This is a genomic window from Novosphingobium sp. GW821-FHT09E05 (genome assembly GCF_059416165.1).
Map to the genome: position 1 here is coordinate 1,086,830 of NZ_JBWKOQ010000001.1, position 13,482 is coordinate 1,100,311.

Sequence of the window (13,482 nt, forward strand, 5' to 3'; positions counted from 1 at the left end):
GGAATCGACTTGCGCGGACCCGGTTTCGGAAGCGATCACAGGGCATGGGATAGGTCGCCCTGGAAGCCTATCCAGCGCCGGTTGCGGTCGGACAGGCATTGGTTGTCCGCCGGGCGGTTGAAGCGGGCGCAGTCCCACAACACCATCTCGACGCCGGTGCGTTTGTCGCTCACATACAGGAACGCCACGGTGCGAAGCACGGGGTTCTGCGGCGAACCATAGTCCTGCGAGCGCCGGTCCCAACCGATGACCTTGCAGTACCGTTGCCCTGCGCACTGGCTGAGGCCCTGCAACGCCAGCTCCGTTCCGTCGCCGCCGCCGTCCACGAGGATGAAATGATCGCCTTCCCGCGGATGCAGCGTTCCCGTGACGCCAGCCGGCTCGGTCAACGGCGGGGCGCCGACGGATTCATGGCTGGCAGCGAGGCGTGGGGCAGAGGGGTCGCGATGAACTGTCGACAGCAAAGCCAACTGGGATTCGTAGGGCTCGGTACTGGCGTAACGCGAGATGAACGCCGACCTGCGTCCCCACATGCCCCGCCAGCGGAAAAAGAGATGCGTATCGACGCGCACGACCTTGTCGAGCGTCGCGCTCCAGTAAGGGTGTACCCAATCGGTGTGGTAGTGGGTGGCCATGCCCACTGCAGGATCCGTAGTCCCCTCAAGAAAGGCGGACGCCATCCTGCGGGCGCGTTCCCAGGCTGTGGTCGAGGGCGCTCGGCGCAGCGCGCCGTCACAGGTGAATGTGAACTGGCACCCCGTCGTCCGCTCGGCTCCCTGATAGACGACCGCGCACACCGAACTGGGAAAGGCAGGGTGGCGCACGCGATTGAGCACGACCTGCGCGACCGCCGCCTGTCCGGCCGGATCGTCTCCCGCCTCATAGAGCACAGCGCTGGCCAGACAATCGCGAGCGCGTGCGAAGTCGTCGGTTCCCTGCTTGATTGCGAACGGTAACGGGGCATCCGGGCCGAGCGGTACATAAGGCACTGCTGCGTTGAGTTTGCGCGCCGTCCGTGCATCGACTTCGGCAAACACCAATGGCTCGACTTTCGGAGTGTCGTGAAGCCGGGAAACCGCGGCGGGAGCCTGCTGCATCCGGCCGGCTTCGGTCGAAGAAAGCGTCGGCTCCGGTCGCGTCAGGGCTAGCGCCACCAAGATGGCCACGGCCAGCGATGATGCCAGCGCGGACACTGCGATCATGGCCATGCGCCGGGGCAGGAGCGAGGCCGCCGGAACGAAGATGACAGCGGCGAAGTTGCTCCATGGCCTGCGCGGCGCGGCGGGACACAAGAATCGCAGGACCACTGGCGACCGAAAGGCGCAGGCGGACATTGCCATCATCGTGCCAAGGTGACCGAAATCAGGCCATAGACTTGCGAATAGGGTTCGAACGGCGCCAGCCCGCTTACGATCCGTTTCGCGAAACCGAGGCTGGCATCGGCAGAAAGCCAGCGGTTGAAACGCAGGCGTGGGCCCGCCGATACTTCGAAGCGGCGGGCGGAGTAGTCCTCCCGCGCGTAGTCTTCCAGCGTGACTTTCGTCGCGGCGTACCACGACAGGCTGCGGCGCATTTCATATTCCACCTCGACGCGGCCGGTGGTCAGCGTGACCGCCCCGACGAGATCGTAGGGGCTGGTGGTGTTGCTCTGTTCGATAATGCCGCGGACGGCGACCAGGCGGGACGGGAAATAGCGCAAGTGCCCCGATACCGCGATGCCGGAAATGGCACCAAGTCCGGGGTCCTTGAAGTCGTATCGCCGATAACCCACGCCGAGTTGGGCGTAGAGAATGCGTGTTATTTCGTAGCGAATTCCCGCCGTACCGCTCCAGTTGCCGGCATCGCGGTTTTCCAGCAGTGGTGATCGGGCATAGTCGAACTTGTCGTAGTCGAGCCCGGCGAAAAGCGCGGTACGCCCACTGATCTCGTAGGAGGCGATACCGTGAAGGCCATAGCGCACGACGTTGCGGAAATGCTGGTCGATCACTCCCCCCGCGTTTTCTTCGATATCCTCGTAGCGTTGCCGCACGGCAATCGCCTGTAGGTCGATCGACAGGCGGTTGAACTGTTTGCGGCCGGTCAATGACCCGTGAACAACCCTCCGCATGAGCGGTTCCCCGCCGACGAGATCGTTTTCGACCGTGCCGCGCTGGATCGCCTCGCGGCGGTAACCCGCATTTACGGCAATGGAGTTGGGGCTTGTGGTTCCGCGCGTGTAGGTGGCTTCCAGGCGAAACTCGGTGGAGTCCTGGTCGGTCAGTTGAACATAGCTGCTGGTGCGCGCCATGGCATCCAGCGCGATGGTGTTGAAGCGGTTCTCCTTGCGGAGCCGGAGGCGCGGTTCGGCCTGAAGTATGGCGTCCGACTTCTTCACGCTTGTTCGCGTGAACACGTTGTCATCCACGTGCACGCCAAAGCTGACGGCAGGCAGGACATCGAAGCCTGCCAGATCGTAGCCGATCGGTGCATATTCGGGAATGACCCTGCGGCCTGGGACATCGTCGGGTTCGCGGATCAAGGGGCCAATGGTCTGGGCGCCTGCAGCCTGTGCGCAGGCCGTCGACAGCGCGAGAAAGGCAAGGCCGCCGCTCACACGGCAGCTTGACGTCGCAGGTCTCGGGCGGCGACGATCGGGAACGCCCGACTGCATTCCTAGAACCTCCGCTCGAGGATGCGGACCGTGTCGCCCGGTTGTACCGGGGTCGTCCCGTCAAGCCGGTAGAGGACTTCGCCGGCGCCATCCTTGTGGCGGATGAAAACCCTGTTCTCGTCGGCGCGGTAGGTGAAACCTTCGGCCTTGGCCACGGCGCTGAAAACGGTCAGGCCCTCCGCGAAAGGGAATTCGCCCGGTTTGTTCACTTCGCCCAGAATGTAGTAAGGGCGTAAGTTGAGCACGTCGATCGCGACGCTCGGATTGTCCAGGTACCCCTTGCTGAGTGCGTCCTCGAGTCGGATGGCCAGCGCGGGAGCGGTCAGCCCCCTGGCAGGGATCGTACCAATCAATGGGAACGCGATGGCGCCTGCGCCATCGACGAGATACTCACCAGTCAGCTTTTCTTCGCCGTAAACGGTGATCCGAAGTTTGTCGCCCGCACCCAGAGTGTAACTGACGTCGGCACCGGCCTGGGCCACACGGGGCAATTCACTACTGGTGGTGCAGCTAACCGTCATGCAGATCACCGCGATAAGTGACAGTCGAGACAGTAGTCTTTGCATTTACGTCGCCTCAAAATCATGAATACGGGAATGGATCATCGTATCGAGGCCATGATGAACCGCGTGATGCGCATATATCAAAGAGTTCAGGGTTCAATTGCGATGCGATTGATCATAATTGGTTCCGATATTGAGCAGATTTGCTCTAGGTCTTTGCCAAATCCGATGATCGGCAAAGGAAGCTGCGGCTTCGATGTAGATGATGGCATCTGCATCCATGGCGCAGCCCGTACGGCAGTCTGATCGCTCGGCGCGATGCCTTGGGGCCGCGTCGACGGTGCCCGTCAGAGCCGGCAGCAGAGAATTTGTGTCGCGGTTTGGCTCGGCAGGCGGGGGCGCGGCGCCGCAATTGGGCCCTGTGGTAAGAGGGAGGCGCTGACGCGCCTCCCTCAGATACCGGGCTGTGCTGCCAGAAATACCGCAGTATCTCAGTTGTAGAAATTGTAATCCCCCAGCACCAGCTGGTTTCCATTCACCGAACCGATGGCGATCACGTAATCGAGACCGGTAGTGGTGCTATGGATAGTGTAATATTGGGCATGGATGTCGCCGCCGGGGTTCGTGCTGTTGTACCCGTACCCCGAAAACGTGATCGTCGATCCCGCGCCGAAGCCGTCGAGGTAGAGGAAGTCGTTGTTGCCCGCCTCGTATACGCCCGCGCCGTGGAAATCGTAGATGAAGTCCTGCGCCTTTGCCCCTGGCGCGGAATTGGACGAGAGCGAGGCGTCCATGTCGGAAAGGCGTATCGTGAAGCAGTCGCTTCCGTCCCCGCCATATAGATAGTCGATGCCCTTGCCGCCCGCGATGGCATCGTTGCCGCTGGTGCCGGCGATGTGATCGCTGCCAGATGTCCCTAGAAATATTGGCATGTATTCCTCCTGAGTAAAGCTACTTATTGCGGCCGAGAAGGTCGCGAATACTTGGGCGGTTTTCTCCCGCTTCGCGCATCGACGCCGGAGAGTCGTAAATCCCGATATGTTTACGGCTCGTTCAGTATAAATCCAAACGATGCAGTTTCTCAAGGACTGTGAGTGGTCGTGATTTCGAAGGAATCGCGAATATATCCAATACGGATTCTTATGGGATTTAAGATCGTAAATATTTTATGTATTTTCATTTAGAGAAGTGCACCCAAATGAGGCGCATAGTCTGGCCGCTCAAGTTGGTGTGGCGGCGAGGCATCACTCGATTGGTTCATAGTGGATGCGAATTGTTTCCCGGCGGCACGTATGCCGTACTCCAGGCAGTCGATTTCGAAAGAATTATCTGAATTTGCCGTCACCGGATGCAAGGATGCCCCACGAAGGCCGGCACTTCGGAGCCTCCAATCGATATCGGATCATCGTTGAAGACGGGCGTTTCATCTGTGTCGCGGAAGGGGAAGTTTGATGAGACTGCTGCGCTACCGACCGTCGGTTCCCAATTTCGGCGACGATCTCAATGACTTCATCTGGCCTGCGCTCGCTCCTGCGGTGTTCTGCGACGCCGGACGCGGGGACGCGGGCGGGGATGCATTCGTCGGGATCGGCACCATCGTGGGGATCGATCCCGGCTGCAGTCGGCGCCTTCACGTGTTCTCCAGCGGCGCTGGGTACAGCGCGGCAGATCGATGGACGGGGCTCGACGTCGAATATCATTGCGTCCGAGGACCGGTCACAGCGCGAATCCTGGGTTTGCCATCGGACCGCGTACTCACAGACGGTGCCATCCTAGCGCCTCTCATCGAGGGTTTCAGGTTCGGCACGGCCGGTGACGGCCGGCGCGGGATTGCCGTGGTGCCGCATTACGAGACCATTGCGTTCCCCGGTTGGGCACAGGCGGCAGACCTGGCGGGGTTTAACCTTGTCGATCCCAGGGGCACGCCGGCGCAGGTCGTTGCAGCGCTGGCGGGAGCCCGTCTGGTACTGACCGAATCCCTGCACGGCGCCATCCTGGCGGATGCCTTCGGCGTGCCGTGGCGGGGGTTTGCCGTGTCACGAAATTTCTCGACCGCCAAATGGGCTGACTGGACGGCGTCGCTGGACATCGCTGCCGACATCACCCTGCTTCCGCCGCCGGACGCGATGCCGCTGCTTCGCTTCGGCAAGCGCCACGAGCCTTTCGGAAGCGCGATTGCGCTGGATTCGGAGTCGGCCTTCCGCGAATTTAGCAACCGTATCGCACCCGCAACCCGGGTGCCGTTCGTGAAGGTGCAGGCCAAGCGGTTCCTAGAGGCTGTGCCGGCCAGCAGGCGATTGCTGGGGTTCAGTCCGGAGCGGACGGCGGCGGCGCTCGTGCAATTCGCCGCCGGTAAGCCTGACCTGAGTGACCCATACAAACGCGAGACTCTTCGCGACGTGATGCTGGAGCGACTGGCGCAACTGGCTAAACGCCAAGGCCATGCGCAGGGCGTTCTCGCCTGAAACATGGTGGACTAGGCCGTGAATTCAAAAATGACGCCATTGAGGTGAAATGGCTCAGCGCAAGGGGGCAGGACGAAGGAATATGTCGATATTTCAATAGCTGCCGACGCGGCGCCGGTCATACCAAGGCATATTCGCAGCGCCCGGGCTTTCGTATTCGGGGCAGGCTGCATGCGTCGACGAGATCCCATTGTCCGGCCGGGATGGGCGGTCGGCGCTGTCGTCCGGGTTTGTCTTCGGTTCCTGACGATCATCGCAGTGGGGCGGCGAGTGCCATTCCCGGACCGTTCGTCATGCTGCGATTGCCTGTATTTCGGATGTTCTTCACGTTGCGGGACAGCGCTGCCGCCGCGTAGGCTGGCATCTTTCAAATGGCGTGGCTCGCGCTCGGCCTAACGCGGCGCGGGAGCCATCCCGTCTGGAACGGATCGGCGATGGCTTGACCGCGACGCCGCTAAACGGGGGTGTCGTGAGCAAGAACCTTTCTGTTTTCCTCGACTTCCTGCGCCTGTTCGCGGCCCTGCTGGTGCTCGTGGGGCACGCAGGCGAGGTCTATCATATGGCCCTGCCTGACATCGTCGCCCACAGCGCAAAGGAAGGCGTTGCGATCTTCTTCGTGCTTTCGGGATTCGTGATCGCATTCGTCACCGCCCGGAAGGAAAGGCACTGGCGCGACTTCGCCCGGGCAAGGGCACTTCGCATGTATTCTGTCGTACCACTGGCAGTCGCAGTAATGCTCGCGTGCTACGCGGCGGGCCGTGCCATCGATCCCGCATTGTACGGAGCAGGGACATCGCCCGGCAGCGCCATGAATGGAGGCGCCATCGGCAATGCACCGGATTGGCTGTCCGTACTGCGCTATCTGACCTTCACGAACGAACTCTGGTTCGACCGCGCCGTCGTCAGCACCGGGGCACCGTTCTGGTCGCTCGGCTTCGAGGTGGCGTACTACCTCGCATTCGCGGTGCTCTTCTACGCGCGTGGCTACTGGCGTTGGGGACTGGCGCTGGTCTGGCTCGCGGTCTGCGGGCCGCGCATCGCCGCAGCTTTCCCGCTCTGGCTGGTGGGTGTCGGCGCGTGGTCCGTCATGCAGAAGCAGCCAAGGCTTGGGCGCACTGCGGGTTGGGGCTGCCTGGCCCTCCTGGCGCTCCTGGCTCTGGGCTGGCGCAAGTGGGCGGGCGGCGTGGCCGCGCCGCTCTTCGAATGGCCGAGCCCTGGCGTGCTGGCGGTCAGCATGACGTATTATCTCGTTCTTGGGGGAATCGTCGCCGGCGCAATGGTGGCCTTTGCCGCGTGCACGCCGGAGAGGTCGATCTGGCCGCGTGCCGTCGAAAGCGCGGTGCGTTACTGCGCGGGCGCCAGTTTCACGCTCTACATAGCGCATCTGCCAGTCATGGTGCTCATCGCGGCGGTCTGGCCGGCCAGTGGCAGATCGACGCCTGGCGGATTCGCGGCCACCGTCGGCACTATCCTCATCATGTTCGCTCTCGCCGAACTGGGAGAGCGCCGGAAGGCGATGTACGCGCGAATTTTTGCGCTATCGACAATAACCAGAAAAAATATGGTGCATGCTCAGGTCTCTGCAGTCGATTAAAATCGGTTTACCAGAGTCCTTATGTCAGAATTGTGAATAATCGGAATAGCAATTTCGCCAACACGAAGAAGCAATTCGGCTTCTGTGGCGAGGTTGTTAATCATGGCTTTTTCGTACAAGAATTCATATGGGAATTTACTTAATAGCTCTGCTGCCGCGGTAAAGGCATTTACCGGAACCGGTGGTGCGGATACTCTGAAGGGTACCGTACAGGCCGACATCATGCGCGGCTATGGCGGGGGTGACAGCTACTACGGCGGCCAGGGTGACGACACCTACATCATCTCGTCCGAGAAGGACCGGGTGTTCGAGGTCAAGGGCGAGGGCATCGATACGATCCGCTCGTCGGTCTACCACACCCTTGAGGCGAATGTCGAAAACCTGATCCTCGAAGGCAGCGGCGCCTGGTATGGCGGCGGCAACGCGCTCGACAATATCATCCTGGGCAACGAGTTCGCCCAGCAGCTCAACGGCGGCGGCGGCAACGACGTACTGGTCGGCGGCGCCGGCAAGGACACCTTCATCGTCACGGCCGGGAATGGCAGCGATGTAATCGCGGATTTCGCGACCGGCGTCGACAAGATCCAGCTCGGCGGATATGGCGTGACCGGCTTTGGCCAGTTGCAGGCGCTCGCCCGGCAGGTGGGGTCGGACACCGTTCTGCACTTCGGCAATGGCGAGGACCTGATCCTGCGCGGCGTGAAGGCGACCAGCCTGGTGGCTTCCGACTTCACCTACGAGATCAACCGTTCGGCCCTGACGCTGAACTTCGGCGATGAATTCAATGCGCTGAGCCTCTATTCCAAGGGCGGCACCTGGCGCACCGAGTACGGCAACGGCGGCCCGGGCACGGTTGCCAGCCGCACGCTGCGTACCGAATCCGAAGTCTACATGGATGCAGACTGGGGCGGCACCGGCAAGAAGCCGCTGGGCGTCAATCCGTTCGCGATCAACGACGGCGTGCTGACCATCACGGCGGCGCCCGCCACCGCCGCAGTGCTGCCTTACATCGACGGACACACTTACACCTCGGGCCTGCTGACCACCAAGTTCACGTTCGCGCAGCAGTACGGTTACTTCGAAATCCGCGCCGCGTTGCCGGCCGGGCAGGGCTTCTGGCCGGCATTCTGGCTGCTGCCGACGGACAACAGCTGGCCGCCCGAGCTCGACGTGTTCGAGATGTTGGGTAACGACCCGAACGTCGTCTACATGACCACGCACGGGCATGACGGCGGCAAGAACACCATGGGCCAGGACCGCGCGGTGCTCGATACGACCCAGTTCCACACGTACGGCGTGGATTGGAACGGCGACCGCGTGGTCTACTACATCGACGGCGTGGAAGTGGCGCGGCAGGCGACGCCTGCGGTCATGAACAAGGAAATGTACATGCTCGTCAACCTGGCCGTCGGCGGTCAGGGCAGCTGGGGCGGCGCGGCCGATGCGACGACGGGCACCGGCGAGATGAAGATCGACTACGTCCGTGCCTATCGGACCGCCGATACCGTGTCGGCGACGATCAACGGCGTGCATACGACCTATTCGGCCGGCGGCTCGGCGCCCAGTGCGCCCGTCACGACGACACCGGTGACGGCGCCTCCGGTGACGACCAGCCCGGTCACAAGCGTGCCGAACACCGCGGCCGGCTCCGATAGCGGCAACGCGACCGGCAAGACCTACACGGGCGGCACCGGCAACGACACGTTCCGCGTCAGCTCCAGGCTCGACAAGATCGCCGAGACCGTCAACGGCGGCATCGACACGGTCCTGGCGAGCGACAGCTACGTCCTTCCCGTCAATGTCGAGAACCTGACGTTGACCACCGACAAGGCGCTCGACGGCACCGGCAACGCGCTGGACAATCGTCTCGTCGGCAACAGTGCGGTCAACCTGCTCAAGGGGCTGGCCGGGAACGACTATCTTGACGGTGCAGGCGGTGCCGATACGCTCCAGGGCGGGCTGGGCGACGACATCTACCGCGTCGACAGCGCAGCGGTGAAGGTGGTCGAAGCGGCCAAGGAAGGCAGTGACACCGTCGTGAGTTCGGTCGCCTATACGCTCACCGCGAACGTCGAGAACCTGCGTCTCGATAACGCCGCCAACATAAACGGCACCGGCAATGCGGAAGACAACCGCATCATCGGCAATGCCGGCGCGAACGTCCTGACGGGTCTGGCCGGCAACGACTACCTCGACGGTGCCGGCGGCATAGACACGCTGGTCGGCGGCAAGGGCGATGACACCTACATCGTCGGTCAGATCGGCGAGCGCGTGGTCGAACTGGCCAACGAAGGCAACGACACCGTGATGTCGGCGATCAGCTTCACGCTGCCCGCCAACGTCGAGATACTGCGCCTGACGGGCACCGCTGCGATCAATGGCGCCGGCAATGCGCTGGGGAACAAGCTCTATGGCAACGAGGCGGCGAACAAGCTGTTCGGCCTGGCGGGCAACGACCTGCTCGACGGAGGTCTCGGCAACGATATCCTGAACGGCGGGGCCGGCGACGACATCCTCACCGGCGGCGTCGGGGCGGATACGTTCGTCTTCGGATCCGGCTACGGAAAGGACAGCGTTTCCGATTTCCAGCACGGCGTGGACAAGCTGGTGCTGGTGGGTGCGAAGTCGAGCGGCGTTTCGATCAGCCACACGGCGAATTCGACGGTGGTCTCGATCGGTGCCGACAAGATCACGCTGGTCGGGGACGCGCTTTTCGGCATGTCCGACATCACCTTCATGACTGCCGTCGACTATGGCAATACAATTGGTCTGATGGCCTGATCGCCCCGGCAACTTCGTCCAGAATGACGCAGTCTTCCCGGCGGTCCGGTCGACCGGACCGCCGGGGCCCTGTATCGAAGCCGTGGCACCAACCGGTGTCGCGGCTTCGGGGGCTTTCAGGGGATGCTTCTCAACATACAGGCCCTGCGTGCGGTGGCGGCGCTTTTGGTGGTGATCGTCCATCTGGAGACGCTTGGCGCCTTGCTCGGTCTTGGCGCAGAGTTCTTCAACCTGTTCGCCGTGGGTGTCGACCTGTTCTTCGTCATCAGCGGCTTCCTCATGGTCCACACCACCTCGCGCCGGCCGGTTTCACCAGCAGCCTTCCTCGCCAACCGGCTCCTGCGTATCGCGCCGCTCTACTGGGTGCTGACGCTGTTGGTCTTTGTTCTGGCGATGGTCCGCCCCTCGCTGCTCGGCCATACGCGGGCGGACTGGGATGCACTGGCGAGTTCGCTCGCCTTCGTGCCGCACCTTCGGCCTGACGGCACGATGCGTCCGATCCTATTCGTAGGGTGGTCGCTCAATCTCGAGATGGCGTTCTATCTGCTTTTCGCGCTGGCATTGACGGTGTCGGACGTAGGCCGAAGAGTGCTTCTCGGCGTTCTGCTGCTGGGGTCCGCGATCGTCTTCGGGATCGTGTTCGGCGCCTCGTTGCCATCCGAATTGCGCTTCCTGACTCAGCCGATCCTTCTTGAATTCGCGGCAGGAATGGCGATCGGCTGGTTCTATCCGCGACTGCCCCGGTCACATCGCGCGGCGCGATGCGCCAAGGCGGTGGGCGCATTTGCCCTGGTGACCCTGGTTTTCGTCGCCAGGTGGCCGCTGCCGGGAGGCTGGCCGGTGTCGCTCCCTCCCGCCGCGATCCTCGTGGCGGCGGCGCTGGTCGCGGAAAAGGGCGGGGCGGTGATGGCGTGGAAGCCCGCGCAGGCGATCGGAGACGCAAGTTACGCGCTCTACCTCACGCACCCTTTCGTGACGCAGGCGTGGACGCTGGGTGCGGCCAAGGCGGGACTGCTCACGCCCTGGACGGCGCCCATGCTTATGGTGCTGTCCATCGGCAGCGCAGCGGCGGTCGGACTGGCCGTGCACCGCCGGGTCGAACGCCCGCTCGGACGGCTGGCGCAACAAGGCATGACAAGGATGGCGGCGATCGCCGGATTGGGCATGGGACGGCGCTGGCAGGAGGAAATATCCAAGTGAACGCCACGCTGGCCACTGCGCAGGCGTCTCGCAGCCGCTTCGGCGATCTGATTGCGAGGCGCGGCGTTCAGGACGGCGTCTTCGCCGGGCTGATCGTGGCGGTTCGTATTCCGGCCAATCTCGGGACGTCCGGCGGTCTTGCTTTCATCGTCCTTGCCGGCCTCTACGCGATGCTGCGCGCGGAGCAGGCGCGTGATGCCTTTTCCCGATGCTGGCTGCAGTTGGCCTATCCCGCCTTTGCCCTGCTTTCGGTCGCCTGGGCCGTCTACCCGGAAGTCACTTTGCGCGCGGCCATCCAGATGGCGCTCACGGTTTTCGCGGGACTGCTGCTATCGCAGGCTACGCGCCCCCGCGCGGTTCTCGTCGGCCTTTTCGTGGCTTATGCCGGCTATACGGTCGCTTCGTTCCTGGTCGGCAACAGCCGGCCCGATGGTAACGACGGCATCATGGCGCTTTATGGCCTGGGCGGTGAGGCAAAGAACTTCTTTGCGGACACGTCGGGCACCGCCGCGCTCCTGGCGCTCGCCATGCTGGCGGTATGTCTGGAGCGGCGCCGCATCCTGCTTGCGGTATTGAGTAGTTTGGTGACGGCTGCGTGTGTCGCTGCGACCATGCGGGCTCATTCCGCCGGCGCCATGTCGTCGCTCGTGTTGGCGGGCGGCCTGCTCGTTGTCCTGCTGACCCTCAGAAACGGGGCGCCTTGGTTCAAGCTGGGCATCGCAGGGGTATTGGTCTGCCTTTTCGCTTTCTCCGTGGTGTTTTACCAGTCCCTGCTGGCGTTGATGCAGGAACTGTCGTCCAAGGATGCGGGCCTGACGGGGCGCGCCTATCTCTGGTATCGCGCCGACTTCATCATTGCCCTGCGGCCGTGGCTGGGAGTGGGGTACTTCGGGTTCTGGACACCCTCCAACCCCGAAGCGATCGGACTGTGGCGGTATTTCGACGTGCGCCAGGAGGGTACGGCTTTCTCGTTCCACAACAGCTACGTGCAGACGATCGTGGAGACGGGTTATGTCGGTCTCGGCATCATGGTCTTTTGCTGGGTCGCGGGGGCGCTGGCGCTATTGCGCCGGTTCGTCCTGACGCCCTCGCTCGCGACGTGCTTCTGGCTCAGCTATCTCGCGCTGCAGCTGAGCAAGTCTCCGGTGGAGCCGATCCGTCCCGGCACGCTGGTTGCGCCCACCATTATGTTGTTCGCGGCACTGGGGTTCGGCTGGTTTCCCGTCAGCCGCCGCAACACGAGCCAGTGGGACAACCGCACAGGCGTGTCAGATCAGTCATCCGGATAAGGCCAAGCCGTTATCCGCCGAATCTCGTAGCGCCCGGGAAACGTCGTGGTGTCATCCGGGTATCCGCCCCAGGCCCCGCCGACGGCCAGGTTGGCGATCATGTAAGCCTTGCGATCGGTCAAAGCGCCCGGTGTCGGCGAATGGGCGACGGGCTTGCGATCGACGAACCAAGTCAATTCGCTGGGACCCCATAGAACCCCGTAGCGGTGAAATTCCGCCGAGGCGTCAAACTCCAGGCGTATGCGCGTGGTTCGTTTCTGCTTGCCGGAAATCACTGTGCAGAAGATCGTGCGCGGATTGCCCAGGCCTTCGAGAATATCGATCTCACCCGCATCCGGCCAGTCGCCGCTTTCGGGCATCAACCAGAATGCAGGCCACATTCCCTTGCCTGCGGGAAGCCGTGCATCGATTTCGAAGTATCCGAATTTCTGCGAAAAACTGAACTTGGTGGTGATGGCTCCGCCATAATAGGGCTTGTTCCACGCGATGGAACGCACTGACGGCGGCGTCTTTCGAGCGAGAATAGTCAGCTTGCCGGGGATATGCAGGAAGGGGTCGAGCCCCAGAGGCCGGCGGCTCGGGCCTGAAGCGGTCATTCCCGTGAATCGTGCGTCCGAAGCGAAACTGGCCGCCGACATTTGACGGTTCGAGACGGATGCGGCCCCCCCATAACCGAATACGGTGCGCCAACGATGGGGCTGGCGCGGCCGTGCCTGGTCGGTGGCCTGATCGAAACGGTCAAACCGCTCGTCGAACGATGGTTCTCCCAGCTGCTCCAGCGCCGTGGATGTGCTGGCGACAGCGGCGTCAGAGGGCCGCACGAGCAGAAAGGCAGCAAACACAAGCATGGCCGGACCGACTGAGACGTACCGTTTGTGCCGGCTTGGCGTGCGACCTGTGGGCTTGACCATTCGCGACATCTCCGTCGGTGCTGCGATACCCAGTGGATGTATCGTACTGTCCCAGCTTACGCCGACGATGCGGCGCGATAGAAATTATC

11 protein-coding genes are annotated in these 13,482 nt (G+C 62.7%); 6 read left to right on the forward strand and 5 right to left on the reverse strand.

Annotated elements, in window-relative coordinates; translation table 11 throughout:
- Positions 1-35: 35 nt before the first annotated feature.
- The 3 genes from AC07M9_RS04975 to AC07M9_RS04985 form a co-directional block, all read right to left on the reverse strand.
- Complete coding sequence (locus AC07M9_RS04975; protein ID WP_494881820.1) at positions 36-1,202, reverse strand: cell wall hydrolase; 1,167 nt, start codon at positions 1,200-1,202, stop codon at positions 36-38.
- Between the two features lie 137 nt (positions 1,203-1,339).
- Positions 1,340-2,593 (reverse strand): outer membrane beta-barrel protein, encoded by a 1,254-nt coding sequence (locus AC07M9_RS04980; protein WP_494881822.1) that lies wholly within the window; start codon positions 2,591-2,593, stop codon positions 1,340-1,342.
- 59 nt (positions 2,594-2,652) lie between these two features.
- Entirely contained in the window at positions 2,653-3,216 is a 564-nt protein-coding gene (locus AC07M9_RS04985) for a polysaccharide biosynthesis/export family protein (protein ID WP_494881824.1), read from the reverse strand.
- Positions 3,217-3,246: 30 nt separating this feature from the next.
- On the opposite strand from AC07M9_RS04985, the gene AC07M9_RS04990 reads away from it, so the two are divergent.
- A complete protein-coding gene (locus AC07M9_RS04990) occupies positions 3,247-3,459 on the forward strand; it encodes a hypothetical protein (protein WP_494881826.1) in 213 nt (70 codons plus the stop codon).
- Between the two features lie 185 nt (positions 3,460-3,644).
- Here the strand turns inward: AC07M9_RS04990 and AC07M9_RS04995 are convergent, their stop codons facing one another.
- On the reverse strand, positions 3,645-4,085 hold the full coding sequence (locus AC07M9_RS04995) for a hypothetical protein (RefSeq protein ID WP_494881828.1): 441 nt from the start codon (positions 4,083-4,085) through the stop codon (positions 3,645-3,647).
- A 519-nt stretch (positions 4,086-4,604) separates the two neighbouring features.
- Here AC07M9_RS04995 and AC07M9_RS05000 point away from each other — a divergent pair.
- From AC07M9_RS05000 to AC07M9_RS05020, 5 genes are all read left to right on the forward strand, one after another.
- Positions 4,605-5,618 (forward strand): polysaccharide pyruvyl transferase family protein, encoded by a 1,014-nt coding sequence (locus AC07M9_RS05000; protein ID WP_494881830.1) that lies wholly within the window; start codon positions 4,605-4,607, stop codon positions 5,616-5,618.
- 469 nt (positions 5,619-6,087) lie between these two features.
- Positions 6,088-7,212: an acyltransferase family protein gene (locus AC07M9_RS05005; protein ID WP_494881832.1), complete on the forward strand. Its 1,125-nt coding sequence runs from the start codon at positions 6,088-6,090 to the stop codon at positions 7,210-7,212.
- Between the two features lie 102 nt (positions 7,213-7,314).
- Positions 7,315-9,993 carry a family 16 glycosylhydrolase gene (locus tag AC07M9_RS05010; RefSeq protein WP_494881834.1) on the forward strand — a complete coding sequence of 893 codons (2,679 nt, stop codon included), beginning with the start codon at positions 7,315-7,317 and terminating at the stop codon, positions 9,991-9,993.
- 123 nt (positions 9,994-10,116) lie between these two features.
- On the forward strand, positions 10,117-11,193 hold the full coding sequence (locus tag AC07M9_RS05015) for an acyltransferase family protein (RefSeq protein WP_494881836.1): 1,077 nt from the start codon (positions 10,117-10,119) through the stop codon (positions 11,191-11,193).
- Positions 11,190-12,482: an O-antigen ligase family protein gene (locus AC07M9_RS05020; protein WP_494881838.1), complete on the forward strand. Its 1,293-nt coding sequence runs from the start codon at positions 11,190-11,192 to the stop codon at positions 12,480-12,482. Before AC07M9_RS05015 ends, AC07M9_RS05020 begins: the two co-directional genes overlap by 4 nt.
- Here AC07M9_RS05020 and AC07M9_RS05025 read toward each other — a convergent pair.
- Positions 12,467-13,393, reverse strand: coding sequence for a glycoside hydrolase family 16 protein (locus AC07M9_RS05025; RefSeq protein WP_494881840.1), 927 nt, complete (start codon positions 13,391-13,393; stop codon positions 12,467-12,469). The genes AC07M9_RS05020 and AC07M9_RS05025 overlap by 16 nt on opposite strands.
- Positions 13,394-13,482: the final 89 nt, after the last annotated feature.

What these genes read in the sequence shown, in the direction of transcription:
- AC07M9_RS04975 (WP_494881820.1), bottom strand. Translation starts at nt 1,202, where the DNA reads ATGATCGCAGTGTCCGCGCTGGCATCATCGCTGGCCGTGGCCATCTTG.
- AC07M9_RS04985 (WP_494881824.1), bottom strand. Translation starts at nt 3,216, where the DNA reads ATGCAAAGACTACTGTCTCGACTGTCACTTATCGCGGTGATCTGCATG.
- AC07M9_RS04990 (WP_494881826.1), top strand. Translation starts at nt 3,247, where the DNA reads ATGGATCATCGTATCGAGGCCATGATGAACCGCGTGATGCGCATATAT.
- AC07M9_RS04995 (WP_494881828.1), bottom strand. Translation starts at nt 4,085, where the DNA reads ATGCCAATATTTCTAGGGACATCTGGCAGCGATCACATCGCCGGCACC.
- AC07M9_RS05000 (WP_494881830.1), top strand. Translation starts at nt 4,605, where the DNA reads ATGAGACTGCTGCGCTACCGACCGTCGGTTCCCAATTTCGGCGACGAT.
- AC07M9_RS05010 (WP_494881834.1), top strand. Translation starts at nt 7,315, where the DNA reads ATGGCTTTTTCGTACAAGAATTCATATGGGAATTTACTTAATAGCTCT.
- AC07M9_RS05015 (WP_494881836.1), top strand. Translation starts at nt 10,117, where the DNA reads ATGCTTCTCAACATACAGGCCCTGCGTGCGGTGGCGGCGCTTTTGGTG.
- AC07M9_RS05025 (WP_494881840.1), bottom strand. Translation starts at nt 13,393, where the DNA reads ATGGTCAAGCCCACAGGTCGCACGCCAAGCCGGCACAAACGGTACGTC.